Origin of the sequence: Streptomyces sp. NPDC127117, from assembly GCF_042677325.1 — a bacterium.
GTDB lineage: Bacteria > Actinomycetota > Actinomycetes > Streptomycetales > Streptomycetaceae > Streptomyces.
On sequence record NZ_JBHXTM010000013.1, the window covers coordinates 124,539 to 150,141 of the forward strand.

At 70.9% G+C, this 25,603-nt stretch carries 19 protein-coding genes and 1 riboswitch; of the genes, 4 read left to right on the forward strand and 15 right to left on the reverse strand.

Features of this window, described 5'->3' with window-relative positions; translation table 11 throughout:
* Positions 1-5: 5 nt before the first annotated feature.
* The 5 genes from ACFVH0_RS14460 to ACFVH0_RS14480 all read right to left on the reverse strand — a co-directional run bounded on the left by ACFVH0_RS14460 (position 6) and on the right by ACFVH0_RS14480 (position 7,221).
* A complete protein-coding gene (locus ACFVH0_RS14460) occupies positions 6-962 on the reverse strand; it encodes an ABC transporter substrate-binding protein (RefSeq protein ID WP_385819943.1) in 957 nt (318 codons plus the stop codon).
* Positions 955-2,943, reverse strand: a complete 1,989-nt coding sequence (locus tag ACFVH0_RS14465) for an ABC transporter permease subunit (protein ID WP_385819945.1) — start codon at positions 2,941-2,943, stop codon at positions 955-957. Before ACFVH0_RS14465 ends, ACFVH0_RS14460 begins: the two co-directional genes overlap by 8 nt.
* A gap of 94 nt (positions 2,944-3,037) precedes the next feature.
* Positions 3,038-4,087, reverse strand: coding sequence for a glycine betaine/L-proline ABC transporter ATP-binding protein (locus ACFVH0_RS14470; RefSeq protein WP_385819947.1), 1,050 nt, complete (start codon positions 4,085-4,087; stop codon positions 3,038-3,040).
* Entirely contained in the window at positions 4,087-5,610 is a 1,524-nt protein-coding gene (locus ACFVH0_RS14475) for a GMC family oxidoreductase (protein ID WP_385819949.1), read from the reverse strand. The genes ACFVH0_RS14470 and ACFVH0_RS14475 overlap by 1 nt, the downstream gene beginning before the upstream one ends.
* A gap of 123 nt (positions 5,611-5,733) precedes the next feature.
* Positions 5,734-7,221, reverse strand: a complete 1,488-nt coding sequence (locus ACFVH0_RS14480) for an aldehyde dehydrogenase family protein (protein WP_385819951.1) — start codon at positions 7,219-7,221, stop codon at positions 5,734-5,736.
* A 231-nt stretch (positions 7,222-7,452) separates the two neighbouring features.
* Between ACFVH0_RS14480 and ACFVH0_RS14485 the strand changes: the two genes are divergently transcribed.
* Positions 7,453-7,854: a hypothetical protein gene (locus ACFVH0_RS14485; RefSeq protein WP_385819953.1), complete on the forward strand. Its 402-nt coding sequence runs from the start codon at positions 7,453-7,455 to the stop codon at positions 7,852-7,854.
* Positions 7,855-7,880: 26 nt separating this feature from the next.
* Here the strand turns inward: ACFVH0_RS14485 and ACFVH0_RS14490 are convergent, their stop codons facing one another.
* From ACFVH0_RS14490 to ACFVH0_RS14525, 8 genes are all read right to left on the reverse strand, one after another.
* The gene (locus tag ACFVH0_RS14490) at positions 7,881-8,564 is read right to left on the reverse strand and encodes an SGNH/GDSL hydrolase family protein (RefSeq protein ID WP_385819955.1); all 684 of its coding nucleotides are present in this window, start codon (positions 8,562-8,564) and stop codon (positions 7,881-7,883) included.
* Between the two features lie 73 nt (positions 8,565-8,637).
* On the reverse strand, positions 8,638-9,468 hold the full coding sequence (locus ACFVH0_RS14495; protein WP_385819957.1) for a sugar phosphate isomerase/epimerase family protein: 831 nt from the start codon (positions 9,466-9,468) through the stop codon (positions 8,638-8,640).
* A 140-nt stretch (positions 9,469-9,608) separates the two neighbouring features.
* On the reverse strand, positions 9,609-11,036 hold the full coding sequence (locus ACFVH0_RS14500; RefSeq protein ID WP_385819959.1) for a polysaccharide lyase 6 family protein: 1,428 nt from the start codon (positions 11,034-11,036) through the stop codon (positions 9,609-9,611).
* Between the two features lie 137 nt (positions 11,037-11,173).
* Positions 11,174-12,607, reverse strand: coding sequence for a polysaccharide lyase 6 family protein (locus ACFVH0_RS14505; RefSeq protein WP_385819961.1), 1,434 nt, complete (start codon positions 12,605-12,607; stop codon positions 11,174-11,176).
* Between the two features lie 45 nt (positions 12,608-12,652).
* Entirely contained in the window at positions 12,653-13,996 is a 1,344-nt protein-coding gene (locus ACFVH0_RS14510) for an alpha-L-fucosidase (protein WP_385819963.1), read from the reverse strand.
* A gap of 99 nt (positions 13,997-14,095) precedes the next feature.
* On the reverse strand, positions 14,096-14,962 hold the full coding sequence (locus ACFVH0_RS14515) for a carbohydrate ABC transporter permease (RefSeq protein WP_385819965.1): 867 nt from the start codon (positions 14,960-14,962) through the stop codon (positions 14,096-14,098).
* Positions 14,959-15,930, reverse strand: a complete 972-nt coding sequence (locus ACFVH0_RS14520; protein WP_385819967.1) for a carbohydrate ABC transporter permease — start codon at positions 15,928-15,930, stop codon at positions 14,959-14,961. The genes ACFVH0_RS14515 and ACFVH0_RS14520 overlap by 4 nt, the downstream gene beginning before the upstream one ends.
* Entirely contained in the window at positions 15,927-17,255 is a 1,329-nt protein-coding gene (locus ACFVH0_RS14525; protein WP_385819969.1) for an extracellular solute-binding protein, read from the reverse strand. The genes ACFVH0_RS14520 and ACFVH0_RS14525 overlap by 4 nt, the downstream gene beginning before the upstream one ends.
* A gap of 534 nt (positions 17,256-17,789) precedes the next feature.
* Between ACFVH0_RS14525 and ACFVH0_RS14530 the strand changes: the two genes are divergently transcribed.
* Positions 17,790-18,800 (forward strand): hydroxyacid dehydrogenase, encoded by a 1,011-nt coding sequence (locus ACFVH0_RS14530; RefSeq protein WP_385819971.1) that lies wholly within the window; start codon positions 17,790-17,792, stop codon positions 18,798-18,800.
* Between the two features lie 498 nt (positions 18,801-19,298).
* On the opposite strand, the gene ACFVH0_RS14535 is transcribed toward ACFVH0_RS14530, so the two are convergent.
* Positions 19,299-19,535, reverse strand: a complete 237-nt coding sequence (locus tag ACFVH0_RS14535) for a hypothetical protein (RefSeq protein ID WP_385819973.1) — start codon at positions 19,533-19,535, stop codon at positions 19,299-19,301.
* A gap of 175 nt (positions 19,536-19,710) precedes the next feature.
* Entirely contained in the window at positions 19,711-23,307 is a 3,597-nt protein-coding gene (gene cobN / locus ACFVH0_RS14540; RefSeq protein WP_385819975.1) for a cobaltochelatase subunit CobN, read from the reverse strand.
* Positions 23,308-23,377: 70 nt separating this feature from the next.
* Positions 23,378-23,527, reverse strand: a riboswitch (cobalamin riboswitch).
* A gap of 47 nt (positions 23,528-23,574) precedes the next feature.
* On the opposite strand from cobN, the gene cobG reads away from it, so the two are divergent.
* Positions 23,575-24,894, forward strand: a complete 1,320-nt coding sequence (gene cobG, locus ACFVH0_RS14545) for a precorrin-3B synthase (RefSeq protein ID WP_385820031.1) — start codon at positions 23,575-23,577, stop codon at positions 24,892-24,894.
* Between the two features lie 81 nt (positions 24,895-24,975).
* Positions 24,976-25,602, forward strand: coding sequence for a precorrin-8X methylmutase (locus ACFVH0_RS14550; RefSeq protein WP_266919945.1), 627 nt, complete (start codon positions 24,976-24,978; stop codon positions 25,600-25,602).
* The last annotated feature ends 1 nt before the right edge of the window (position 25,603 follow it).

The following is a 25,603-nucleotide window of genomic DNA, read 5'->3' on the forward strand; positions in this document are numbered from 1 at the left end:
GTGGCTCACTTCGGCAGCCACGCCCGCCAGGTGGACTCGTTCTTCTTCACCCAACGCTCCGCGGCCTGTTCGGGCGACAGCTTCTGGTCCGCGATCATCAGCGCCACCTCGTTCTGGGCCTCGGTCGTCCAGTGGAAGTTCTTCAGGAACTCCGCGGCGGAGCCCCCCGAGTCGGCGAACCGGGCGTTGAGGAACTTACGCAGCGGTGTGTGCGGATAGGCGCACGCGACCTTCTTCGGGTCGGCGTCGCAGCCCTCCTCGTACGCGGGCAGTTTCACCTCCGTCATGGGGACCTGCTCGAACAGCCACTGCGGCTTGTACCAGTAGGTCAGGAACGGCTTCTTCTCCTTGGCGAACTGCTTGATCTGGGTGATCTGGGCCGCCTCGGAGCCGGAGAAGACCACCTGGTAGTCCAGGTCCAGGTTCTTGACGAGTGCCTTGTCGTTGGTGACGTACGACGGCGAGCCGTCCAGGAGCTGGCCCTTTCCGCCGCTCTCGGCCGTGCGGAGCCGGTCGGCGTATTTGTCGAGGTTCTTCCAGTCCGTCACGTCCGGGTTCGTGTCGGCGAAGTATTTCGGTACGAACCAGCCGATGTGACCGGTCACACCGAGTTCCCCGCCCGGCGCGATCGTCTTCTTGTCGGCGACGTACCGCCGCTCCTGCTCGGGGTGGCCCCAGTCCTCCAGGATCGCGTCCACCCGGCCCTGGCTGAGGGCGTCCCAGGCGGGGACCTCGTCGATCTGGACGGTGTCGACCCGGTACCCCAGCTCGTGCTTGAGCAGGTACTGGGCCACGGCGGCGTTGGCCTGCGCGCCCACCCACGACTGGACGGACAGCGTGACGGTCTTCGCGCCGTGTGCGTCGGCGTACGGGGACGACTGCCTGGTCATGTCGGCCGCGCCGCAGCCCGTCAGGGCCAGCAGCCCGAACGCCGAGGCGGCGGCGATGGTACGGCTACGCATCCCGGGTCTCCTTTCCGGCGGGCTGGGTCACCCGGTCCAGCATCAGCCCGAGGCACACGATGGCCGCGCCCGCGACCAGCCCGGTCGCCAGGTCGCCCTGGGCCAGCCCGAACACCACGTCGTAACCGAGCGCACCGCCGCCGACCAGGCCGCCGATGATGACGACGGCGAGGACGAGCACCACGCCCTGATTGACCGCCAGCAGCAACGCGGGCCGGGCGAGCGGCAGTTGGACCTGGAGCAGCTGCTGCCGGCCGGTCGCGCCGAGCGAGCGGGAGGACTCCATGACGACCGGGTCCACGGCCCGCATGCCCTGCGTGGTGATTCGGACGACGGCGGGCAGCGCGTACACCACGGCGGCGGCGACGGCGGGCGCCCGGCCGACGCCGAACAGCGCGACCACCGGGATGAGGTACACGAACTGCGGCATCGTCTGGAAGACGTCGAGCACCGGCCGCAGCAGACGTTCCAGGCGTGGGCTGCGCGCTGCGGCGATGCCGGTGGCGACCCCGGCGAGGAGCGTGACGGCGACCGCGGCCAGCACCTGCGAGAGGGTGTCCAGCGCCGGGCCCCACTTTCCGAGCACCCCGATCGCGGCCATGGCGAGCACGGCGGTCAGCGCGGTGCGCCAGGTGCCGATGAGCAGGGCGAGGACCGCCACCAGGAGCAGTACGGTCCACCAGGGCAGCCACTGCAGCCCGTCGCGCACCGGGTCGAGGACCCAGGTGGTGAAGCGGGCCGCCCAGTCGGCGGTGCCGCCCACGACAGGCACCCCGGAATACAGGTGCGCGGTCATCCAGTCGACGACGCGGTTGACGGAGGCGGCGATGTCGACGGTCCAGGCGTCGGGCCACGAGATCCGGCCGGTGTAGCGGCCGACGAGGGCGGCGGCCACCGTGCCGACCGCGGCGACGGCCCAGCCGGGGCCCGTCTCCCGGGAGGGCCCGGCGCCGATCCGCTCCCCCGCCGCGGCGGTGACCCGGTCGAGGACGACGGCCAGGAGCACGACCGGCACACCCGCGGCGAGCGCCGCGCCGACGTCGACGGAGGCCAGCGCCTGGTACACGCGGTCGCCGAGGCCGCCGGCGCCGATCACTGAAGCGATCACGGCCATCGAGAGCGCCATCATGATCGACTGGTTGACACCGAGCAGCAGTTCCTTGCGGGCCAGCGGGAGCCGGGCGGTCAGCAGCCGCTGCCGGCCGGTCGCGCCGAGCGAGGCCGCGGCCTCCATGACTCCGGAGTCCGCGCCGCGCAGCCCGAGCGCGGTCAGCCGGGCCATGGGCGGGGCCGCGTAGACGACGGTGGCGAGGACGGCCGCCGGGACACCGATACCGAAGACCAGCACGACCGGGAGCAGATATGCGAACGCGGGCAGCACCTGCATGGTGTCGAGCACGGGGCGCAGTGCCCGGTGCACCCGGTCGGAGAGTCCGGCGGCGAGCCCGAGCAGTGCGCCGAGCAGTACGGACGCGGTGACGGCGACGGCCATCAGCGCGAGGGTCTGCATGGTCGGTACCCACATGCCGAGCAGCCCGCACACCGCGAACGCGGCGACGGCGGTGAGCGCCGGGCGGATGCCCGCGACGCGCCAGGCGACGAGTCCGGCGGCGGCCGTGACCCCGGCCCAGCCGGCGGCGAGGAGCACGAGGTAGACGGCGCGCACGGACAGTACGACGGCGTTGCTGATGTGGCCGAAGAAGTACAGGAAGAGCGGATGGCTGTCGCGGTTGTCGATGATCCAGTCGCTGGCGTGACCGAGCGGGCCGGACAGGTCGACGGCGAGGCGCGCGGGCCAGGTTCCGCCGCCCAGGAGCAGGGTGCCGAGGAGCAGCGCGAGGAGTGCGCCGCCTGCGATGAGGGCGGTGCGGCGCCGGGTGGGAGCTTCGCGCGGCCGTGTGCGTACCGGGGGTGTGCCGGCTTCGGAGGCTGCGGTGGAGTTGGTGCCTGTGGGGTCGGTGGTGGCGGTGGAGACGCTCATCGCGGTCGCCTCCCCGTGGTGTGCGAGCCACGGGCGGGCTCGGTGGGGTGCGCGGTGCGGGGGCCCGGCGGGCCCCAGGTGGTGTGTGCGGGCATCAGGCCGCCTCCTTCTGCGGGGCGAGCCCTGCCACCACGCCGAGCAGGTCGGCGTGGCCGACCACGCCCACGCAGCGGCCGTTCTCGACGACGCGGGCGGTTCCGCCGCTGCGGACCACGGCCTCGATGGCCTCGTGGACCGTCGCGTCGGGGCTCAGTGCAGGTCCGTGGTCCGCCTCCGCGGCCTCGGCCGGGCGCATCGCCGTGCGTACGGTCATGACCTGTTCGCGCGGCACGTCGCGGACGAAGTCGCGTACGTAGTCGTCCGCGGGGGCGCCCACGATCTCCTCGGGTGTGCCGAGCTGCACGATCCGGCCGTCCCGCATCAGCGCGATCCGGTCGCCGAGCTTCAGTGCCTCGCCCAGGTCGTGCGTGATGAAGACCATGGTGCGGCCCTCCTCGCCGTGCAGCCTCACGACCTCTTCCTGCATGTCGCGTCTGATCAGTGGGTCGAGCGCGCTGAACGGCTCGTCGAACAACAGCACTTCGGGGTCGACGGCCAGGGCGCGGGCCAGTCCCACCCGCTGTTGCTGACCGCCGGAAAGCTGTTCGGGGCGGCGGTGCTCCATGCCTTCGAGGCCGACCTTGGTGACGAACTCGGCCGCCCGCTCACGCCGTTCGGCGCGCGGGACGCCCTGGATCTCCAGCCCGTACGCGACGTTGTCGATGACCGAACGGTGCGGCAGCAGCCCGAAGTGCTGGAAGACCATGGCGGCGCGGTGGCGGCGCAGTACGCGCAGCCGTGCCGCGTCCATCGACAGCACGTCCTCGCCGTCCATGGCGATCGAGCCGGAGGTGGGCTCGATCAGCCTGGTCAGGCAGCGTACGAGCGTCGATTTGCCGGAGCCGGACAGGCCCATGACGACGAAGACCTCGCCCTTGCGGACATCGAAGGACACATCGCGCACGGCGGCGGTGCAGCCGGTGTGCTCACGCAGTTCGGCGGGTCCGAGCGCGGCGAGGGCCGGGTCCTTCGGTACCCGGTCGGCCTTCGGGCCGAACACCTTCCACAGCTCGCGTACGGAGAAGACCGGCGGCTCGGTGTTCATCAGGCATTGCCTCCCAGCAGGTCCGCGCATTTCTCCCCGATCATCAGCACGCCGATCATCGGGTTGACGGTCGTCATCGTCGGGAAGACGGACGCGTCGGCGATCCGGATGCCGTCCAGGCCTCGGATCCTCAGATCGGGTGACACCACGGCGAGTTCGTCGGACTCGGCACCCATCCGGCAGGTCCCCGCCGGGTGGTAGACGGTGTGCGCGACCTTGCGCGCGTATTCGCCGAGCTCCTCGTCGGAGGTGATCCCGGGCCCCGGGCAGACCTCGCGCTTGAGCCAGGCGGCGAGCGGCTCCTGCTCCGCGATGCGTCGTGCGATGCGGATCCCGTCGACGAGGGTGCGGCCGTCGTAGTCGTCCTCGTCGGTGAAGTACCGGAAGTCCAGGGCGGGCTTGGCCTCGGGGTCGGCGCTGGTCAGGTAGAGCCGGCCGCGGCTGCGGGGCTTGGGGATGTTGGGCGTCATCGACACGCCGTGCGGGGGCCGCTCGTAACCCAGCCGTTCGGGGTTGTCGGTGAACGGGATCTGGTAGAAGTGGAACATCAGGTCCGGCCCGTCGGCGTCCTGGTCCCTGCGTACGAACAGGCCCGCGTCGCTGTCCATCGCGGAGTTCTCCGGGATCGGCCCGTCGGTCTCCCAGACGATGACCGATTCGGGATGGTCGAGGAGGTTCTCGCCGACGCCCGGCAGGTCGTGCACGACGGGGATGCCGAGTTTCTCCAGGTCGGCGCGGGGCCCGATGCCCGAGTGCAGCAGCAGTCTGGGGGTGTCCACGGCGCCCGCGCAGACGAGCACCTCGCGCCGGGCCCGTACGACGTGCTCCTGGCCGTCCTCGGTGCGCACGTGCACTCCGGTGGCCCGGGTGCCTTCGAGTTCCAGCCGGAACGCCCAGGTCTCCAGGGCGATATGGAGGTTGGGCCGGTCCAGGAACGGGTGCAGATATGCCACGGAGGCCGAGGAGCGCTTGTTGTTCTCCGGGTGGTAGGCGAGGTCGAAGAAGCCGACGCCTTCCTGGAACGGCTGCTTGTTGAAGCCCTCGACGCGGGGCACGTCGAGGGCGGTTCGCGCGGCTTCGACGAAGTCCCGGGCGATGGCGTTCCGGTCGGCCTCGTCGACGGGGACGATGTTGTTGCGCAGGCGGGCGAAGTACGGATCCATCGACGCCGCGTCCCAGCCCTCGGCGCCCGCGTCGGCCCACTCGTCCCAGTCGGAGGGCAGGGGCTTGAAGGCGATGAGGGTGTTGTGGGACGAACAGCCGCCGAGCACCCGGGCACGGCTGTGGCGGATGTGCGAGTTGCCGCGCGGCTGCTCGGTGGTCGGGTAGTCGTAGTCCAGCTCACCGCCGAGAAGGCCCATCCAGCGGCGCAGTGTGAGGACGTCGTCCCGTCCGACGTCGCTGGGGCCGCCCTCGATGACGGCGACGGTGGTGTCGGGGTTCTCGGTGAGCCGGGAGGCGATCACCGATCCGGCGGTGCCGCCGCCGATGACGACGTAGTCGTAGACATGGCTGTCGGTCATGTGCTCTTTCCCTCTGCTCCGTTGGGTACCGGCGTGCATCGGTCGCGTGCGTAGGGCCGGCCGCGGGCGGGGCGCCCCGCCCGGCGTGCCGCGCCGAGGTCGTGTGCGTCGCGTCGCGCGTCTTCAGCCCGCGAACCAGCGCACGGGGCGCGGAGCGAGGTTCTGGTAGATGTGCTTGGCCTCGCGGTACTCGGCGAGTCCGGTCGGGCCCAGCTCGCGGCCGATGCCCGACTTGCCGAAGCCGCCCCATTCGGCCTGCGGGAGGTAGGGGTGGAAGTCATTGATCCAGACGGTGCCGTGGCGCAGCCGTCCGGCGACGCGCCGGGCGCGGCCCGCGTCGGCGGTCCACACCGCGCCGGCGAGCCCGTACTCGGTGTCGTTGGCGAGGGTGACGGCCTCCTCCTCCGTGCGGAACGTCTCGACGGTCAGGACCGGGCCGAAGACCTCTTCGCGCACGACCCGCATACTGCGGTCGCAGCGGTCGAGCACGGTGGGGCGGTAGAAGTAGCCGGGGCCGTCGGGCCGTTCGCCGCCGGCCCGGAGCACGGCGCCCTCCTCGATGGCGGACGCGACGAAGTCCTCGGTCCTCGCGAGCTGTTGCGCGGAGACGAGCGGACCGCATTCGGCGCCCGGGTCGGTGCCCCGGCCGAGGCGGATCCGCTCGGCGCGGCGGGCGAGTTCGGCGACGAACCGGTCGCGCAGCGACTCCTCGACGATGAGGCGGGATCCGGCGGAGCAGACCTGGCCGCTGTGGATGAAGGCGGCGTTGAGCGCCTGGTCGACGGCGGTGTCGAAGTCCTCGTCGGTGGCGCAGGCGTCGGCGAAGACGACGTTGGGGTTCTTGCCGCCGAGTTCGAGTGCGACCTTCTTCACGGTGTCGGCGGCGGCCCGGGCCACCTTCGTACCGCTGGACAGGCCGCCGGTGAACGACACCAGGTCGACGTCCGGGTGCTCGGCGAGGCGGGCGCCGGCGGTGGCACCGGCACCGGTGACGAGGTTGGCGACGCCCTGGGGCAGCCCGGCCTCCATCAGGAGCCCGATCAGGGCGACGGTGGTGAGCGGGGTGATCTCGCTGGGCTTGATCACGAAGGTGTTGCCGGCGGCGAGGGCCGGGGCGATCTTCCAACTCGCCTGGAGCAGCGGGTAGTTCCAGGGGGTGATCAGTGCGCACACCCCGACCGGCTCGTGCACGACGACGCTGTGGATCTCGTCGGTCCCGGCGTCCACGACGCGTCCGCCGCTCTCGTTCATGACGAGGTCGGCGAAGTAGCGGAAGGCGTCGCGCACGCAGTCGACATCGACGCGCCCCTCTTCGAGGGTCTTGCCCGCGTCCTGGCTCTCCAGGGCGCCGATCTTCTCCCGGTCCCGCTCCAGCAGTGCCGCGACGCGGCGCAGCAGCTCGGCCCGTTCGGCGACGGGCGTGCGTGGCCAGGAACCGTCGTCGAAAGCGGCACGCGCCGCGGCGACGGCGTCATCGGTGTCGGCGACGTCGCCCTCCGACACAACGGCGAAGACGCTCGCGTCAGCGGGATCGATGATGTCGCGCGTGGCGCCGGAAACGGCCGGGCGCCACTCTCCGCCCACGTGGATGGTCTGCTGTGCTGCCGACACGTCGTGTTTGGCCTTTCGGTTCCGGGTGGCTTGCTACGCCGGTCACACCCCGGCGATCTGGCCGCCTGCCCCGGGTCCTGAGAACCATGCCCCACTGTGTACGGAAAGTGACCCGCCTCACGCGGCGACGTGGGCCGCCGGGTCGTGCGGCCGGGGCGCGCCGCGCTGGGCAGGGGCTGCTGCCATGATGGACACCGATCACCGCACCGACATCCGTTTGGGGGTTCCATCGTGGATAGATTCGTTCTGGGCGACACGGACTTCGGCGTCGACCGATCGGAGTCATCGGTCCAGGTGGCACCGGACGGCAGGGTGACGATCGAGGTGTGGGGAACCGCCGGGGCCCTCGACGCACTGCCCGAAACCAGCCGGTTCGCGTGGGCTGTCCATCCGCCGCGCCTCTATCTCACGGAGGTTCCCGTCGCCTGGTCCGGTGATGTGGCCACCGTGAGGTTCGACGACAGCATGGCCGACCTCTACGACATCGGTCTCTACCTCCACGAGCACGGCGACGTCATCGGCGAGCTGACCCTCGATCCGGCGCGTTCCCTGCGCATCGGCGGTTCTGCGCGGGTCAACGGGCGGACGGAACCGATCGATGTCGAGGTGGGGCTCCCCCTGCTGCCCGAGTAGGGGGAGCGCTCCGCGGCCCGCCGCCGCTACCCTCGCGGCTCCGGGGTGAGGGCGGCGGAGCCGACCGCGGCGAGCCAGGCATCGGCGATGATCCGGTGGCCGACGGGGCTCGGGTGGACGCCGTCCCGGGCCAGTTCCGCGGCCTCGTACTGCTCCCGGGCACTCAGCATCGCGAGGTCCGCGCGGACCAGCCGGGCCCCGTTGGCCGTCGCGGCACGCAGTACGGCTTCCGTACGGGGCGTCAGGTCCTCGAACCAGCCTTCCTGTTCGGCGGTGACCGGGAGCAGGAACGGGGTGATGACGACCAGTCGGGCCGAGAGTTCCCGCGCGGTGTCCGCGAGCAGCCGGTCGAGACATGCCTCGAACTCGTCGACCGGGCTGGCGAGTCCGCTGTCGTAGCGCCGCCAGGTGTCGTTGATGCCGATCTTCACCGTGACCACGGTGGGCCGGTGGTCGATGACGTCGGTGGTCCAGCGGGCTTCGAGGTCGTACACACGGTTGCCGTTGATGCCCCTGTTGATGACGGCGGGCCCGGTCCGGCCGTTCGCCCGGTCGTGCAGGGTCCGTGCGATCTCGTTCACGTACCCGCTGCCGAGCGATGCAAAGTCCGTACGGTCCCGGCCCGCGTCGGTGATGGAGTCACCGATGAACAGGAGTGTGTCCGCCTCCTTGAAGGGCGTGTCTGCGATGTGCGTGTCTTCGATGTGCATGTCTGCCGTCCTGACGGTGGGCTGGTGGTGCCGGCTCGGTGTTGCCGGTCGAGTGTGCCGCGTACGCCGGGGCCTAGCGAAGCGGGGCCCGGGGCGGCGGACCCTGGGGGCGGGCCGCCACGCGCCGCAGGGTCGCGGCCTCGCGCGCCAGCACGGCGGGGTCGTCGCCGGGCACGAATTCCAGCAGCGCCTCCATCGGGACGCGCCGCGCGTTCAGCAACTCGAAGACTCCTGCCCACAGTTCGCCACGGTCGGCCAGCGGCAGTCGATGGTTGCCCGGCCACCACGAGAACACATGCACCGCGCTGACCCGGTCGACGAGCCGGCAGAGCCCCGCCAGCGCCTCCTCGTCGGAAGCGCCGAGCGGCGGCTGCCAGTAGGTACGGAGATTGTCCGCGCCGACCTCGTCCAGCAGCCGGAGCGTCGAGGTGACGGTGTCGGTGAGGGTCTTCGAGTGGAACTCCAGCGCGAGTTCCAGCCCGTGGTCCGCGGCGATACGGGCCGCCTCGCGCAGTCCGGCCTCGGTCGCGCCGCGTTCCTGCGGTGTGGCCGCCACCGAACCGACTCCGCCCGCCCAGACACGTACCCGGGGTGCCCCCAGCAGGACCGCGGCGCGGGCGATCCAGGGGAACTCGGCCAGTTCGTCGTGCGTGGCGCGGAAGTATGAGCCGTACGAGCAGCAGGTCAGCCCGTATCTTTCGCTGGCCTCGCGGGCCGCGCGGAGCGTGTCGGGGTCCGCCGGAGGGGCGTGCACGTCCGCTCCCCACTCGACCGATTCCAGACCCGCCTCCGCGGCCCTGCGTGCGACCTCGGCCGCCGGCAGCCGCCGGAAGGTGACCGAGCACAGTCCCGGCGTGATCACGGTGGTGCCCGGGGCGCGGTCCCGGCTTTCCCTGCCTGTCACGGCGTTCCTTTCCTCCGGCCGCCTCGCGGCGACCCGTTCCTACGGAGCGAGGTCCTGGGGAGCCCGTCGGGCGCGCCTGCTGCCGACGGGTTCCCCGGACCGTTCCACCGGTGGCGCGTCACTTCACCGACGGTGTCGTCTCACGACGCGTTCGGGCCGACGTCCGCGGCTGTGAGGGGGTGACGGAGCGCGGGCGCGGTCGAGTGCTCATCGGCGCCGATGTCCCGTGCGCCGCCCCGTGCGTCACCGTCGATGTCGTCGGCCACGGCCGGGCTGCCGAGCGTGGCCGCGCCGATCGCCGGGCTTCCCGCCGACAGCCGGGCGACGCCGTCCGCGCCGGTCACCAGCTTCGGGTCGACGCGGGTGTATCCACTGGAGGGGATGTTGCCGTCGGCAGCCGCGCCCCACAGCATGTTGCTCTTCCAGGTGAAGCCGGTGGTCGCGCCCATCGATACGAGGCTGCCGTTGTCGCCGACGATCAGGTTGTCGGCGATGACCACGTCCCGGGGCTCGTAGGTCCGGGTCTCGCCGGAGAGCGAGCCGGAGTTGCCGAGCAGGGTGTTGTGGACGATCACCGCGCGGTCGCAGGCGTCGTTCCCGCGCCGCTCGTCCTCCGTCTCGCCCGAGTTGTGGTCGCGGGTGGTGCCGCTGCCGACCACCAGGGCCCGGGCCGAGAGGCCGCTGAGGTAGTTGTTGACGATCAGGTGGTCGTTGCCGTAGAGGCGTACGCCCTCGCTGCCGCCGATCAGGTAATTGCCCTCCACCCTGGAGCGGTTGCCGTGGCGCAGCACGATTCCTCCACGGCTGTCGCGGATGGTGTTGTAGCGGATGATGTTGTCGGAGGACTTCACCGAGATCGCCTCGGGGTCTCCGTCCGCGTGCTCGAACAGGTTGTACTCCACCACGGCATGGGCACTGGACAGCGCCCGTCCGCTGACGCCGAGCCGGATCGACTCACCGCCGTTGGCCCCGGCGAAGCTGTGGTCGGAGAAGTGGTTCCGGAGGATCTGGAGGTTCTGGGCCATGCCGGTGGAGCCGGGGCCGTCGACGACGAGGAAGATTCCGGCGGTGGTCTTGTCGTGGAAGTGGTTCCGGTCGACCTTCGAGTCGTCGGACCGCACCAGGAGCCAGTACGGGTCGCCGGTGTCCGCGAACTGGAAGTCGTTGCGGGTCATCCGGATCGACGAGCAGTTCGCCGGGAGCTCCATCGTGGTGCTCTGCCGGAAGGCGAAACCGCTGATGGTGATGTTGCTCGAATTGGCGAGGACGAAGCTGCGTTCACCGCGCAGCACCGCGCCGCCGCGGGTCTTGGAGACGATGGTGATCTGCGCGGCGCTGGTGCCGTTCTTGCCGGACACGTTGATCGCGCCCCCGGACGGAACGGTGTACGTGCCGTCGGCCACGATGATCCGGTCGCCGGGCACGGCGGCGTTGATCGCGCTCTGGAGTTCGGCCAGGGAGCCGACCGGTTTGTCGGCCGCCGAAGCGTCGATCGACATCGAGGTGCCGAGGGGCACGGCGGCGAGTGCTGCCACCGCGGTGCCCCTGAGGAACGTGCGTCGTTGCATGGTGCCTCCTGTGACGACAAGGACATGACGGGCCCGATCCGTTCAGCCCCCGCAGCTGGACGTGCCGGTGCCGGGTGAACGGCGGTGGGGACAGCCGGGGGCGGACCGGACCGGCTGTCCCGCTCGGGCGGAAGCGGTCAGCGGGCGCCGGGGCCGACGTCGGCGGTGGTCAGCGGCCCGCGCCGGGGCGGCCGGTGCGAGAACTCGTCGGCGCCCACGTCCGGATGCCGTCCGCGCCGCTCTCCGTCGATGTCATGGGCGACCGGTGGCCGACGGAGCGTGCCCGCGTCGATCACCGGGCTGTCGGCGGCCGGCCGGGCGATGCCGTCCGCGCCGGTCACCAGCTTCGGGTCGATGCGGGTGCGGCCGTCGGCGGGGATGTTGCCGTCGGTCCCGGCACCCCACAGGATGTTGCCGGACCAGGTGAAGCGCACGGTGTTCGCCATCGCGACCAGATCGCCCGTGTCCCCGACGAGCAGGTTGTCCGCGACGGTCACATCGCGCGGCTCGTGGGGGCGCTGGCTCTCGCCGGAGAGCGTGCCCTTGTTGTGTACCAGGGTGTTGTACGCGATGAGGACCCGGTCGGGCGCGTCGTTGCCGCGGCGGTCCTCGGGCGACTCGCCGGGCAGGTGGTCGCGCTCCGAGCCACTGCCGATCACCATGGCCCGCCCGGACAGGCCGGCGAGGTGGTTGTTGACGATCACATGGTCGTTGCCGTAGATCCGTACGCCCTCCGTGCCGGCGACGAGGTAATTGCCCTCCACCCGGTTACGGTTGCCGTGCCGCAGGACGATTCCGCCGAAGCTGTCGCGGATGGTGTTGTGCCGGATGATGTTGTCCGAGCTCTTCACGGAGATGGCCTCCGGGTCGCCGTTGGCGCGCTCGAACAGGTTGTACTCCACCACCGCGTGGGCGCTGGACAGTGCGCGGGGGCTGACGCCGAGCCGGATCGGCTCGCCGCCGTTGGATCCGGCGAAGGTGTGGTCGGAGAAGTAGTTCCGGAACACATGGACGCGCTGGGCCATCTCCTCGGTGCCCGCGCCCTCGATCCCGAGGTAGATGCCCAGTGTGGATTTGCCGTGGAAGTGGTTGTGGTCGACCTTGCTGTCGTCGGCGCGCACCATCACCCAGTGCAGGCCCTCGATGTCGGCGAGCTGGAAGTCGTTGCGGGTCAGCCTGATGTGCGAGCAGTTCGGGGGGATGTCCAGGGTGCTGCGCTGGCGGAAGGAGAAGCCGCTGAGCGTGATGTGGCTGGACGCGTCGAGGACGAAGCCCTGTTCACCTTCGAGGACGACGCCGCCGCGGGATGCGGCGACGACGGTGATGGGCGCGCGCCCGGTGCCCCGCTTGTTCCGGATGGTGATGGGCCGGTCCGACGGCACGGTGTACGTGCCGTCGGCAACGACGATGCGGGCGCCCGGCCCGGCCCGGTCGATCGCGGCCTGGAGCTCTTCGAGCGAACGGACGGCGGCCGGGGCCGTCGTGGCGCTCGCGGTCACGAGACCGCCGGTGGCGGCGACGGTGAGCGCCGCCCCTGCCGCGGAAGCCATGAGGAACGTGCGGCGTTGCATGGTGCCTCCGTGAGTGTGGTGGTGGATCGGTGGGGCGGGCCGGTGTCAGCCGTCGGCCCGGTCGGCCGGGGTGTCCAGGAACAGCTCGATGACGGGCACCGGGGTGTCGGGGCGCTGGACGGGGATCTCCAGGGTGAGCGTTCCGGCGGGCTGCCCGCCCATCTCGGTGTTCATCGCGGGCCGGTCCGGGTCGATATGGACCCGGATGATCTCGGAGGCGTCGTTCAGCAGCTGGGCGTAGCGCACCCGGCCGGCGAGTCCCGGCAGGTGCAGATGGCGCAGCGGCCAGGCGAGCAGGTGGACGTAGAGCCGGTCGCCGCGCCGGGTGTACCGGCACTCTGGCGGGGCGGTGTACGGGGCCGGGCCGCAGCCGCGTACCGACCGCTCGTGCAGGTCCATCCACCGGCCGATCTCGCCGAGGACGGCGACGGCACGCGGTTCGAGGTCGCCGCGGCCGGTCGGCCCGACGTTGAGCAGCAGATTGCCGCCCTTGGACACACCGTCGACGAGCATGCGGATCAGCAGGTCGGCGCTCTTGTGGTCCAGGTTGTCCCGGTCGTAGCCCCAGCTTCCGTTGAGCGTCTGGCACGCCTCCCACAGCACGGGCCGGCCGTCCTTGGTCATGGGACCGGAGGGCTGGTACTGCTCGGGGGTGATGAAGTCGCCGGGCAGGCCGGTCCTGTCGTTGACGAGGATGTGCGGCTGGAGTTCGCGGACCATCTCCAGCAGCTTCGGGGAGTCCCAGTCGTCCGGGCCCTTGCCGCCCCACCAGATGCGGCCCGCGTAGGAGAAGTCGAAGAACAGGTAGTCGACGCGGCCGAAGGAGGTCAGCAGCTCGCGGACCTGGCCGTGCAGATAGCGCCGGTAGTCGCGGATGTCGCGGTCGGCTGCCGCCGCCTTGAACTCCTCGTCGTCGCGCTGCGGATGGGTGCCGTCCACGGGGAAGGAGGGGTGGTGCCAGTCGATCAGCGAGTAGTAGAGCCCGACCTTGAGCCCTTCGGCCCGGCACGCCTCGACGAACGGTCCGACGAGGTCCCGGCCGTGCGGGGTGTTGGTGACCTTGTACTCGGTGAGGGCGCTGTCCCAGAGGCAGAAGCCGTCGTGGTGCTTGGTGGTGAGGACGACGTACCGCATGCCCGCCGCTCTGGCGGCCCTGGCCCACTGGACCGGGTCGTAGCGGTCGGGGTCGAAGTGGTCGAAGTAGACCTGGTACTGCTCGTCGGTCAGCTTCTCCCGGTTCTTGACCCATTCGTGCCGGGCGGCGAGCGAGTACAGGCCCCAGTGGACGAACATGCCGAACCGGTCGTCGGTGAACCAGGTGGTCTCCGGGGCCGGGGTCGCGGCGGGTGCGGAGGGGGACGCCGACGGGGTCTCAGCGTTCGGGGTCATGGGGCATCGTTCCTTGTCGTCGGCGGCCGGGCTTGCCGGTGCGCTTCAGGAGGGCTGGGCTGGTCGTGAGGGAGGTTCGTGTGCGGACGGTGTACCGGGTCAGCCCTTCAGGGCGCCGGAGGACAGTCCGTGCACGAAGGAACGCTGGAAGAACAGGAAGACGATCACGGAGGGAAGCAGCGCCAGCAGGGAGGCGGCCATCACCACTCCGGGGGTGACGGCGGGGTCGATCCGCAGGGTCCGCAGCGCCAGCGGGAGGGTGTACGAGGAGGAGTCGGTGGAGACCAGGAGGGGCAGCAGGTACTGGTCCCAGATCATGGTGAAGCCGAAGACCCCGATGACCCCGAGGGCGGGCTTGCACATCGGCAGGATGATCTGGGCGAAGATCCGCAGGTCACCGGCGCCGTCGATACGGGCAGCCTCTTCGAGCTCCCTGGGCACGTCCTTCATGAACTCGGTCATCACGAGGATGGAGAAGCCCCAGGCGCCCAGCGGGACGATCATGCCGGCCAGGGTGCCGATGAGGTTGAAGTGGACGACCGGCAGGTCGGAGAGGATCACGGACAGCGGGAGGGCCAGGATCTCCTCGGGCAGCATCAGCGTCGCGAGGATGGCGACGAGCACCAGTGTCATCCCCGGGAAGCGTTTCCTGGCCAGTGCGTATCCGGCCAGGACGGAGACGGCGACCTGGAGCAGCAGTCCGAAGCCGACCACGAAGAACGAGTTCAGCAGGTACGCGAGCACGCCCTGGTCGAAGGCGATCCGGAAGTTGTCCAGGGTGGCGCCCGAGGGGATGACGCTGAGCTGGGTCGGGTCCTTGACGTGGCTGAAGGCGCTGACCAGCAGGGCCAGCAGGGGCCCGGCGAAGACGATCAGGACCAGCAGGTAGGTGATGGCCTTCAGGATCCGCCCGCCGGGACTGCGGCTCTCCGTCAGACCCAGCGCGGTCTCGGTCGGCGCGTTCATTTGCTCTCTCTCCGTCGCAGCAGATGGACGACGACTGTCAGGATCAGCGTCGCGATGAACAGCAGGACGGCTCCCGCCGCGCCGACGCCGAGTCGGTTCTGCTCAAGACCGAGCTTGTAGATCAGGGTCATCACGACCTCGGTGGAGCCGTCGGGCCCACCGTTGGTGAGCAGGAAGACCTCGGTGAAGACGCGCAGTCCGCGGATCGCGGCGAGGATGAACAGGATCGAGAACACCGACCGCAGTCCGGGCACCGTCACATGCCAGACCCGTTGCAGCCGGGAGGCGCCGTCGACCTTCGCGGCCTCGTAGAGGCCGCGGTCCACGCTGGTGAGGCCGGCGAGGAAGATCATCATGTCGTAGGGGGCGCCCCGCCAGATGCCGGTGACCATGATGGAGGCCATCGACGAGTCGGGGTCGTTGATGAATCCCGAGGGGCCGAATCCCACCAGGCCGAGGATGGAGTTGAGCATGCCGTCGGAGGTGGGGTGGTACATGATCCGCCACAGCTCGGCGACGACCGCGATGGGCACCACCACCGGCAGGAACGCCGCGGAGCGTACGAACCCGAGCCGGCGGCCCTGTCCCTCCATCAGCAGCGCGAGGGCGAGGCCGAGGGCCATCGACCCGGCCGTCTGCCCGGCGGCGAGGACCACGGTGTGCCAGGCGGCCTCGCGGAAGCCGTCGGACTGGAGCACCGTGGCGTAGTTCTCGGTGCCGACCCATCTGTTGCCGAGGTAGGGCTGGACGTCCTGGAAGGACATGGTCAGCGCACTGACCATGGGGATGAACTTGAAGTACAGGAAGAGGAGCAGTGCCGGTGCCAGGAACAGCCAGGGCGTCCACCACCGGCCCGCCCGGCGGTCGTGCCCGCGGCGGCCGGCGGCGCCGCCGGTCGCACGGCCCGTTTTCCGGGTGGCGGGCCCGGCCGCCTGGAGGGCGGCCGGATCCGCCTGGTCAAGACTCATGACGCGGCGATTCCCTGTTCCTTGAGGATGTCGGCGAGCTGCTTGTCGAGCTCCTTGAGCTTGGTTCCGGTGTCCAGGTCGCAGTCGGCCAGCAGGGCGTTGACGGCTTCCGCGGTCGTCTGCCGGACGGGGGTCCAGTTCGGGACGGACGGCGCGTACCGGCCGGTGCTCCGGTAGATGTCGGCGTAGGTCTTCCAGCGGGGGTCCGGGCGGACCTGGGAGATGTCCACCGTCTTGTTGACGGGCAGCTGCACGGTGAAGCCGGTGTCGCCCGCCATCCCGGTCTTCTGGCCCTCGGCGGAGATGGCGAAGTCGGCGAAGGCGTCCTGGCCGGCCATGTTCTCGGAGCCGGCCATCAGGTAGATGGATCCGCCCTCGGCGAGCACGGTGGCGTCCTTCGGGCCCTTGGGCATGGGGACGACCTCGTACTTGTCCTTGCCGAGGGTCTCGTCGAAGCGGGGCAGCAGATACGGGCCGACGACGAACATGCCGGTCCGGCCGGCCTCGAACGTCTCGTTGGTGGGCGGGGTCTCCATGGTCACGGCGCCCGGCTGGATGACCTTGCTCGTGCAGCCGAGGTCGCGGAACCACTGCACGGCCTGAACCGATTCCTTCGTGGTCATCGAGGGCTTGTACTTGCCCTCCCCGGACGCGGTGATGAAGTCACCGCCCGCGGCCCAGAGGAAGTTGGAGAAGTACCAGGAGGCGTATCCGCGCTTGGTGGACAGCGGAGCGGCGAGGCCGTACGTGTTCTTCTTGCCGTCGCCGTCGGGGTCCTTGGTGGTGAAGGCCTCGGCCATCGCGGCGAAGTCGTCCCAGCTCTGCGGGACTTCGAGCTTCAGCTTCTCGCGCCAGTCCTTCCGGATGAGCAGCGCGGACGCCTGCGCCGAGTACGGCAGGCCGAACTGCTTGCCGTCCACACTCTTTCCGGAGTCCAGCCCCTGGCCGACGATCTGCTTGCTGTTCTTGAGCTTGTCCAGGTCGATCTCCCGGAGCAGGCCCTGACTGTGCATGGCGCCGAGCTGCGTCACATCGTTCATGACGATGTCGGGCAGCTTCTTCTGCGCCGCCCGCTGCTGGAGCTTGGTCTCGAAGTCGTCGAAGATCGCCGTGACCTTGACCTTGAAGCCCGTGGACTTCTCGAAGGCGGCAGCGAGCTTGAGGGCTCCCTGCTCTCCCGGACCGCCCGGTGTCGTACGGGTCCACAGTTCGAGCGGTGCCTTCGAGTTCTGCTTGGCGTCCACTCCCGCAGGCCCCGATGTACAGCTGGTGAGGACAAGTGCGGACGCGAGAACACCCGCACCGATCCACCGCGTTCTCTGCATGACAACTCCTGTTTCGCCGCATCACAGCTGGCCTGGAAGCGCTTGGTCACAACTGGGCTGGAAAGCGCTCGATCACAGCTGGCCTGGAAAGCGCTTGCTGGGACGCTAACGGGGTCCGAATCCTTGGTCAATAGTCCGATGAATACAAAAGCTCCACGATGGCTCGCGGGAGCCTTGCCGGATCCGCCGCCACGCCCCTCCCCCGCCACTCCCCACCTCGGCACGCAGACCGGACACCCCGCGAAAGCGCCTGGTGAGCCGCTAGTTCAGCCATGCCGCACACCGATCGACCGAACAAGCACCGACCGCACATGCACACGACAGTCGACGGGGCAGTCGATTCCGGGTGGCCGATCTTCATCCGAGGACCCCCCAATCATCCGATGTATCGTGCCTGCAAGCACATCGACCACGGCAACGAACAAGCCACGTCAATCTTCAACATCGGGTCAGACATTTCCCCACGCGCCCGACCAGGGCTCACGAGCCGATTCACTGACTGTCTGTCAGCAAAGAGCTGAGGAGCGTAACGCCATGAACGAGCCGGCCCGCAGACCGACAGCCCTGTTGGTCATGGAGGAAGAACGCAGGGCGGACGTCTATCCCCAGGAGGTCCTGGCCGAAGTCGAACGTCTCGTACACCTGCCGGGCCCACCCCTCACACGTCGGCAGCTCGACGAGGATCCCGACGTGCTGCGACAGGTCGATGTCCTGCTCACGGGCTGGGGCGCGCCCGTGCTCGATGCCGCCTTCCTCTCGCACGCCCCTCGGTTGCGGGCGGTCCTCGTCGCCGCGGGCTCGGTGCGGCATCTGACCACACCCGAGTTCTGGGCGCGCGGCGTCCCGATCGTCTCCGCCGCCGCGGCCAATGCCGTCCCGGTCGCGGAGTTCACCCTCGCTCAGGTCCTCCTCGGGCTCAAGCAGGTGCATCGCATCGCCCGGGAGGTGGCGAGCAGCCGCCGCTTCCCCCACAACCCCCAGGTGCCGGGCGCCTACCGGTCACGTGTGGGCCTGTTGGGGCTCGGGCACATCGGCCGTCTCGTCGCGGCCCACCTCGGCCGTTTCGACATCGAGGTCCTCGCCACGGATCCCATCGCCTCCCCCGAGACCGCCCGGCAGGCCGGCGTCCGGCTGGTCGGCATCGAGGAACTGTTCGCCACCTGCCATGTCGTCAGTCTCCACGCGCCCCTCCTGCCCGAGACCCGCGGCACGATCGGGGCACGGCTGCTGAACTCCCTGGTGCCGGGCGCGACACTGATCAACACCGCGCGCGGCGCGCTCATCGACGAGGCCGCCGCGGCGCAGGTCCTGCACGCCAGACCCGACCTCACCGCCGTACTCGATGTCACGCACCCGGAGCCTCCCGCCCATGACTCGCCACTCTTCACCCTTCCCAACGTCGTCCTGACACCCCACCTCGGCGGTGCCCTGGGGGCCGAACGTCATCGTCTCGGAGAGCTTGTGCTCGACGAACTCCGACGCTTTATACATGACCAACCTCTCCAGCACGTGATCGACCCCGCCCGCGCCGCGTCGCTGGCCTGAAACGGCGGCGGCCGGCCCGCGACGTCAGCGAAACGTCAGCGAAACGTGCGTGGAACGTCAGCGCACAGCAGGAGAGTTCGGGGTCCGGCCGGGCCGTCGGCCCCGACTCGTGAAGGGCGCGCGGGTTCGCGTGTTGGGTTCACACGCGTTGGTTCTGACGTGTTGCGTTCTCGCGTGTCGGGTTCGTGTGTTGGGTCTTGGCGTGTCGGGAATTCGCGTGCTGGGGTCTTCGCGTGTCGGGTTCTCGCGTATGCCCGGGGGCGGTGCGGGCCGGCCGTCGGCACATCGCCGAAGGAGTCGGTCATCGAGCTGCTGAGGATCAGGGCCGCAGCACGGGCGGGAGTGCGCCGGACCGGTTCGGACGGCCGGGAGCCGTACCGGGGCTGAGCGGTGGTCGCGGACCATCGGCGGCACCCCGCCGAGCGGTCTGCGAAGTGGCCGGCGGGGTGGACGACGGACTTGCGCCGACCACCCCGCACGGCCGCTGCGGAGCGACCCTCAGTGCGGCCGCCAATGGAACTTGCCGCCGCCCACCCAGCGCACAACACTCGGGTCGTCGAGGTCATGGACCCTGATTCCCGCGGCCGAGGCGGCGGCGAGCACATCCATCATCGATGTTGCCGCGCTGACCACCTCCCCGTCGATCTCCACCAGGCGGAAGGGCGGATCACCGGGCTGTACTCCCAGCACGGTGATCCGGGCCGACGAGATATAAGGACTGCCACTTTCGGTCATGCGTAGATCGCTTCCACGCCACGGGCGACACTATGCCCGGCGGCAGTACGGGTGACGCCCCATCGCGGAACAGTGCGGCTACCTGGGGCAATGGCAAGCGGCCCCGGCCCGGCCCACGCCCGGGCCGGGGCTCGCCCGTCTGTCGCCGTCCGGTGACCCGGTGCCGGCCCCGGGGTCAGTCCTCGCCCTCCAGATTGCCCTCCGTCTCCAGGTACGCCTGGCGCAGGGCGTCGAGGATCGCCGGGTCGGGCTTGGCCCACATGCCGCGCGACTCGGCCTCCAGGAGACGTTCCGCGATGCCGTGCAGGGCCCAGGGATTGGCCTGCTGGAGGAACTCGCGGTTGGTCGGGTCCAGGACGTACGTCTCGGTGAGCTTGTCGTACATCCAGTCGGCGACCACCCCCGTCGTCGCGTCGTAGCCGAAGAGGTAGTCGACGGTGGCGGCCAGCTCGAAGGCTCCCTTGTAGCCGTGCCGCCGCATCGCCTCGATCCACTTGGGGTTCACCACCCGGGCGCGGAAGACCCGCGAGGTCTCCTCCAGCAGGGTGCGGGTGCGGACCGTCTCGGGGCGGGTGGAGTCGCCGATGTAAGCCTCCGGGGCCGTACCGCGCAGCGCGCGGACGGTGGCCACCATGCCGCCGTGGTACTGGAAGTAGTCGTCCGAGTCGGCGATGTCGTGTTCACGGGTGTCGGTGTTCTTGGCCGCGACCGCGATCCGCTTGTACGCCGTCTCCATCTCCTCCCGGGCCGGACGGCCGTCGAGTTCGCGTCCGTAGGCATAGCCGCCCCACACCGTGTAGACCTCGGCGAGGTCCGCGTCGGTGCGCCAGTCGCGGGAGTCGATGAGCTGGAGCAGACCGGCGCCGTACGTACCGGGGCGGGAGCCGAAGATACGGGTGGTGGCGCGGCGTTCGTCGCCGTGGGCGGCCAGGTCTGCCTGGGTGTGGGCGCGTACGTGGTTCTGCTCGGCCGGCTCGTCCAGGGAGGCGACGAGGCGCACCGCGTCGTCGAGGAGGCCGATGGTGTGCGGGAAGGCGTCGCGGAAGAAGCCGCTGATGCGCAGGGTGACGTCGATGCGGGGGCGGCCGAGCTCGGCCGGCGGGATCGCCTCCAGGCCGGTGACGCGGCGCGAGGCGTCGTCCCAGACGGGGCGGACGCCGAGCAGGGCGAAGGCTTCGGCGACATCGTCGCCGGCGGTGCGCATCGCGCTGGTGCCCCACAGGGACAGACCGACCGAGGTGGGCCAGTCGCCGTTGTCGGAGCGGTACCGCTCCAGGAGCGAGTCGGCCAGGGCCTGGCCGGTCTCCCAGGCCAGGCGCGAGGGTACGGCCTTGGGGTCGACGGAGTAGAAGTTGCGGCCGGTCGGCAGGACGTTCACCAGGCCGCGGAGCGGGGAGCCCGAGGGTCCGGCGGGGACGAATCCGCCGTCCAGCGCGTGGAGTGCGTGGTCGAGTTCGTCGGTCGTGGCGGCCAGTCGCGGTACGACCTCGCGGGCGGCGAAGTCGAGGATGTCGGCGACCGCCCGCGGGTGCCCGGCGGCCACTTCGGCGACGGCGTCCGGGGACCAGTCGGCGTCCTCCATCGCCTGGACCAGTGTCCGGGCCCGCTCCTCGGCCTCGTCGGCGGTGACGCGGGTCGCGGCGGACTCGTCGAGCCCCAGTGCCTCGCGCAGGCCGGGCAGGGAGGCGGTGCCGCCCCAGATCTGACGGGCCCGCAGGATCGCGAGGACGAGGTTGACCCGGTCGGCGCCGGCCGGGGCACCGCCCAGCACATGCAGACCGTCACGGATCTGGGCGTCCTTGATCTCGCAGAGCCAGCCGTCGAGATGCATGATGAACTCGTCGAAGCCCTCGTCCTCGGGGCGGTCCTCCAGCCCCAGGTCGTGGTCGAGCTTGGCGGCCTGGATCAGGGTCCAGATCTGTGCGCGGATCGCCGGGAGCTTCGCCGGGTCCATCGCCGCGATCTGCGCGTGCTCGTCCAGGAGTTGTTCGAGGCGGGCGATGTCCCCGTAGCTGTCGGCGCGTGCCATCGGCGGTACGAGGTGGTCCACCAGCGTGGCGTGGACGCGCCGCTTGGCCTGCGTTCCCTCGCCCGGGTCGTTGACCAGGAACGGGTAGATCAGCGGGAGGTCGCCGAGGGCGGCGTCGGGGCCGCAGGCGGCGGAGAGGCCGGCGTTCTTGCCCGGCAGCCACTCCAGGTTGCCGTGCTTGCCGAGGTGGATCATCGCGTCGGCGCCGAAGCCGTTGTCGTCGGCGGGGGCGGCGATCCAGCGGTAGGCGGCCAGGTAGTGGTGCGAGGGCGGCAGATCGGGGTCGTGGTAGATCGCGATCGGGTTCTCGCCGAAGCCGCGCGGCGGCTGGATGAGGATGAGCAGATTGCCTCGGCGCAGGGCGGCGAGGACGATGTCGCCGTCCGGGTTGCCCGACCGGTCCACGAACATCTCGCCCGGGGCGGGGCCCCAGTGCTGCTCGACGGCTTCGCGGAGCTCGGCCGGAAGGGTCGCGTACCAGCGCCGGTAGTCGGCGGCCGGGATCCGGACCGGGTTACGGGCCAACTGCTCCTCAGTGAGCCACTCCTGGTCGTGGCCGCCGGCCTCGATCAGTGCGCGGATCAGCTCGTCGCCGTCGCCCGACACCAAGCCGGGGACCTCCTCCGTACCGAAGTCGTATCCCTGGTCGCGGAGTCGGCGCAGCAGGGCGACGGCGCTGGCCGGGGTGTCGAGGCCGACGGCGTTGCCGATCCGGGAGTGCTTGGTCGGGTACGCGGACAGCACCAGCGCGATCCGCTTCTCGGCGGCCGGGATGTGGCGCAGCCGGGCGTGGCGCACGGCGATCCCGGCGACGCGGGCGGCGCGCTCGGTGTCCGCGACGTACGCGGGCAGGCCGTCCTCGTCGATCTCCTTGAAGGAGAACGGCACGGTGATCAGGCGGCCGTCGAACTCGGGGACCGCGATCTGGCTGGCGGCGTCGAGCGGGGAGACGCCCTCGTCGTTGCCCTCCCAGTCGGTGCGCGATCCGGTGAGGCAGAGCGCCTGGAGGATGGGGACGTCGAGGCCGCTGAGGACGCCCGCGTCCCAGGACTCGTCGTCACCGCCCGCCGATGCCTCGGCCGGCCGGGTGCCGCCCGCGGCGAGGACGGTGGTCACGATCGCGTCGGCGGCGCGCAGCGCCTCGATCAGTTCGGGCTCGGGGGTGCGCAGCGAGGCGACGTACAGCGGCAGCGCGCGGGCGCCGGCGTCCTCGACGGCACGGCACAGGGCGTCCACGAACGCGGTGTTGCCGCTCATGTGGTGGGCGCGGTAGTAGAGCACGGCGACGACCGGGCCGTCGGTGCGGCGGGCGGTGCGCTCCAGCGGGCCCCAGGAGGGTGCCGGGGCGGGCGGTGCGAATCCGTGGCCGGTGAGCAGGACGGTGTCGGAGAGGAAGCGGGCAAGCTGGTCCAGGTTGGCGGGGCCGCCGTGGGCCAGGTAGGCGTGGGCCTCGGCGGCGATGCCGATGGGGACCGTGGAGGCGGCCATCAGCTGGGCGTCGGGGGCCTGTTCGCCGGTGAGGACGACGACGGGGCGCCCGGTGGCGAGGACTTGGTCGAGGCCGTCCTGCCAGGCGCGTACGCCACCGAGGAGCCGTACGACGACCAGGTCGACGCCGTCGAGGAGCTGCGGGAGGTCCTGGAGCGGGAGCCGGGAGGGGTTGGCGTAGCGGCAGGAGACCGGGCCGTCCGAGGCGCGGGCGCTGAGCAGGTCGGTGTCGGACGTCGACAGGAGCAGGATCATGCGGCGTCGGGCCTTCCTCGGGGTGTCCACGCCCCGGGCGGTGTCGGAATGGAGTCTCCCCTGCTCGACGGAGTCGAGGGCCGGGGAAGGGAGTTCCTGACTCGCCCGGCCGGGGCCGGGCTCACAGTGGCGGGACCGTGCCGGAATCTCACCGGACTTCCTCCCCTGTCGCCGTCTGTGGCGACGACGTGCCGGATGGCCCGTCACTAGGCATAGTAAGGGCCGGTCAACCGATGGAGGACATACGGTTCTGCTCGGATGGTCGGTATGCTCGCCGCCATGCCCCCACCTGCCACTTCGCCTTCGCTGCCCGAAGACGCGTCTGCCCGGGACCGCGGTGACGCCTGCCCCGGCACACTGCGGCTGCACCGGGCGGACGACGGCGCGCTGGCCCGTGTCCGGGTGCCCGGTGGTCTGCTGACCGCGGCGCAGGCGGATGCCCTGGGTGCGGTGGCGGAGGGACTGGGCGATGGTGAGTTGCATCTCACTTCGCGAGGCAATGTGCAGTTGCGCGGGCTGAGCCCCGACTGCGGTGGCGAACTGGCCGGCCGGCTGGGCGAGGCGGGACTGCTGCCCTCCGCCCGCCACGAGCGGATACGCAACATCGTGGCGTCGCCGCTCTCGGGGCTCGACGACAGCGGGGCGGCGGACGTCGGACCGTGGCTCCGGACGCTGGACTCGCTGCTGTGCGCGGGCGCGCGGACGGCCGGGCTCTCGGGCAGGTTCCTGTTCGTGCTCGACGACGGCCGTGGCGATGTGGACGCGCTGGGCGGCGATGTGACGCTGCTGGCGCAGGACGGCGGAGCGGCGCTGCTGCGGATCGGCACGGCCCGGACCGTGGTGCGGATACCCGGTGCGCAGGCGCCGCGGGCCGCCCTCCTGGCGGCGGAGATCTTCCTGGAGCGGGCGTCGGGCACCGGCGCCTGGCGGGTGTCGGACCTGCCCGGCGGCTCCGGCTCCCTTCTCGACGAGGTCGTACGGCGGTTGCGGGAGGAGGATCCCGGCACCGCCGCCACCGAGGACCGCGACTGCCCGCGCGGCTCGGACGGCCCCGCCCCCGGCGTGGTCACCGGTCCGCACGACGGGGCGGCGCTGTCCGTCGGAATCCCCCTGGGTCGGATCGACGGGGCGCAGTGGCGGTCGCTGACCGACACGGCCCGGCACCGGGGACGTGGTGAACTGCGGCTGACTCCGTGGCGCGGGGTCGTCGTACCGGGGGTGGAGCGGCGACGGGCGGCGGGGCTGCTGGACGAGCTGGGGGCCACCGGCCTCATCGTCGGACCCGACTCCCCCTGGACCGGGGTGGGTGCCTGTATCGGCCGCCCCGGCTGCGCGAAATCGCTCGCCGATGTGCGGGACCGGGCGGCGGCCGTGGTGGGGCCCGCGGGTCTGCTGCCGGTGTACTGGTCCGGGTGCGAACGCCGGTGCGGCCATCCCCGCGGCGAGTGGGTCGATGTCGTCGCCGTCCCCGGCGGACACCGGATCTCCGTCGTACGGGGCGAGGAGAGGGGCGCGCCGGTGAGCGTCCCCGACGGCCCCGGCGGGCTCGCCGAAGCGGTGGCTTCGGCCCGCGGTACGCGCGGCTGATCCCGTACGACCGACTCCCCCTTACTCGCAGTTCTTGCTGTATCCGACCGTTGCACGCCCGAGGAAGAGAGCGAAAGCACTGTGCACCAGTACGAGAAGGACGGACCGGCGATCTATCGCCAGTCCTTCGCCACGATCCGCGCGGAGGCGGATCTCGCAGGCCTGCCCGCCGATGTGAGCCAGGTCGCGGTCCGCATGATCCACGCCTGCGGGATGGTCGACCTCGTCCGCGATCTCGCTTTCACCCCGGACGCGGTCGCCCGTGCCCGTGCCGCGCTGCGGGGCGGCGCGCCCATCCTGTGCGATGTGGCGATGGTCGCCAGTGGTGTGACCCGCAAGCGGCTGCCCGCGGACAACGAAGTGGTGTGCACGCTGTCCGATCCGGCGGTGCCCGGCCTGGCGAAGGAGCTGGGCACCACGCGCAGCGCCGCCGCCCTGGAGCTGTGGCGCGACCGGCTGGACGGCGCGGTGGTGGCCGTCGGGAACGCGCCGACCGCCCTGTTCCGGCTGCTGGAGATGATCGAGGAGGGCGCGCCCCGCCCCGCCGCCGTCATCGGTGTGCCGGTCGGCTTCATCGGTGCCGCCGAGTCCAAGGACGCCCTTGCCGCGCACCCGTCCGGCCTGGAGCATCTGATCGTCCGGGGCCGTCGCGGCGGCAGCGCCATGGCAGCCGCCGCCCTCAACGCGATCGCCAGCGAGGAAGAGTAGA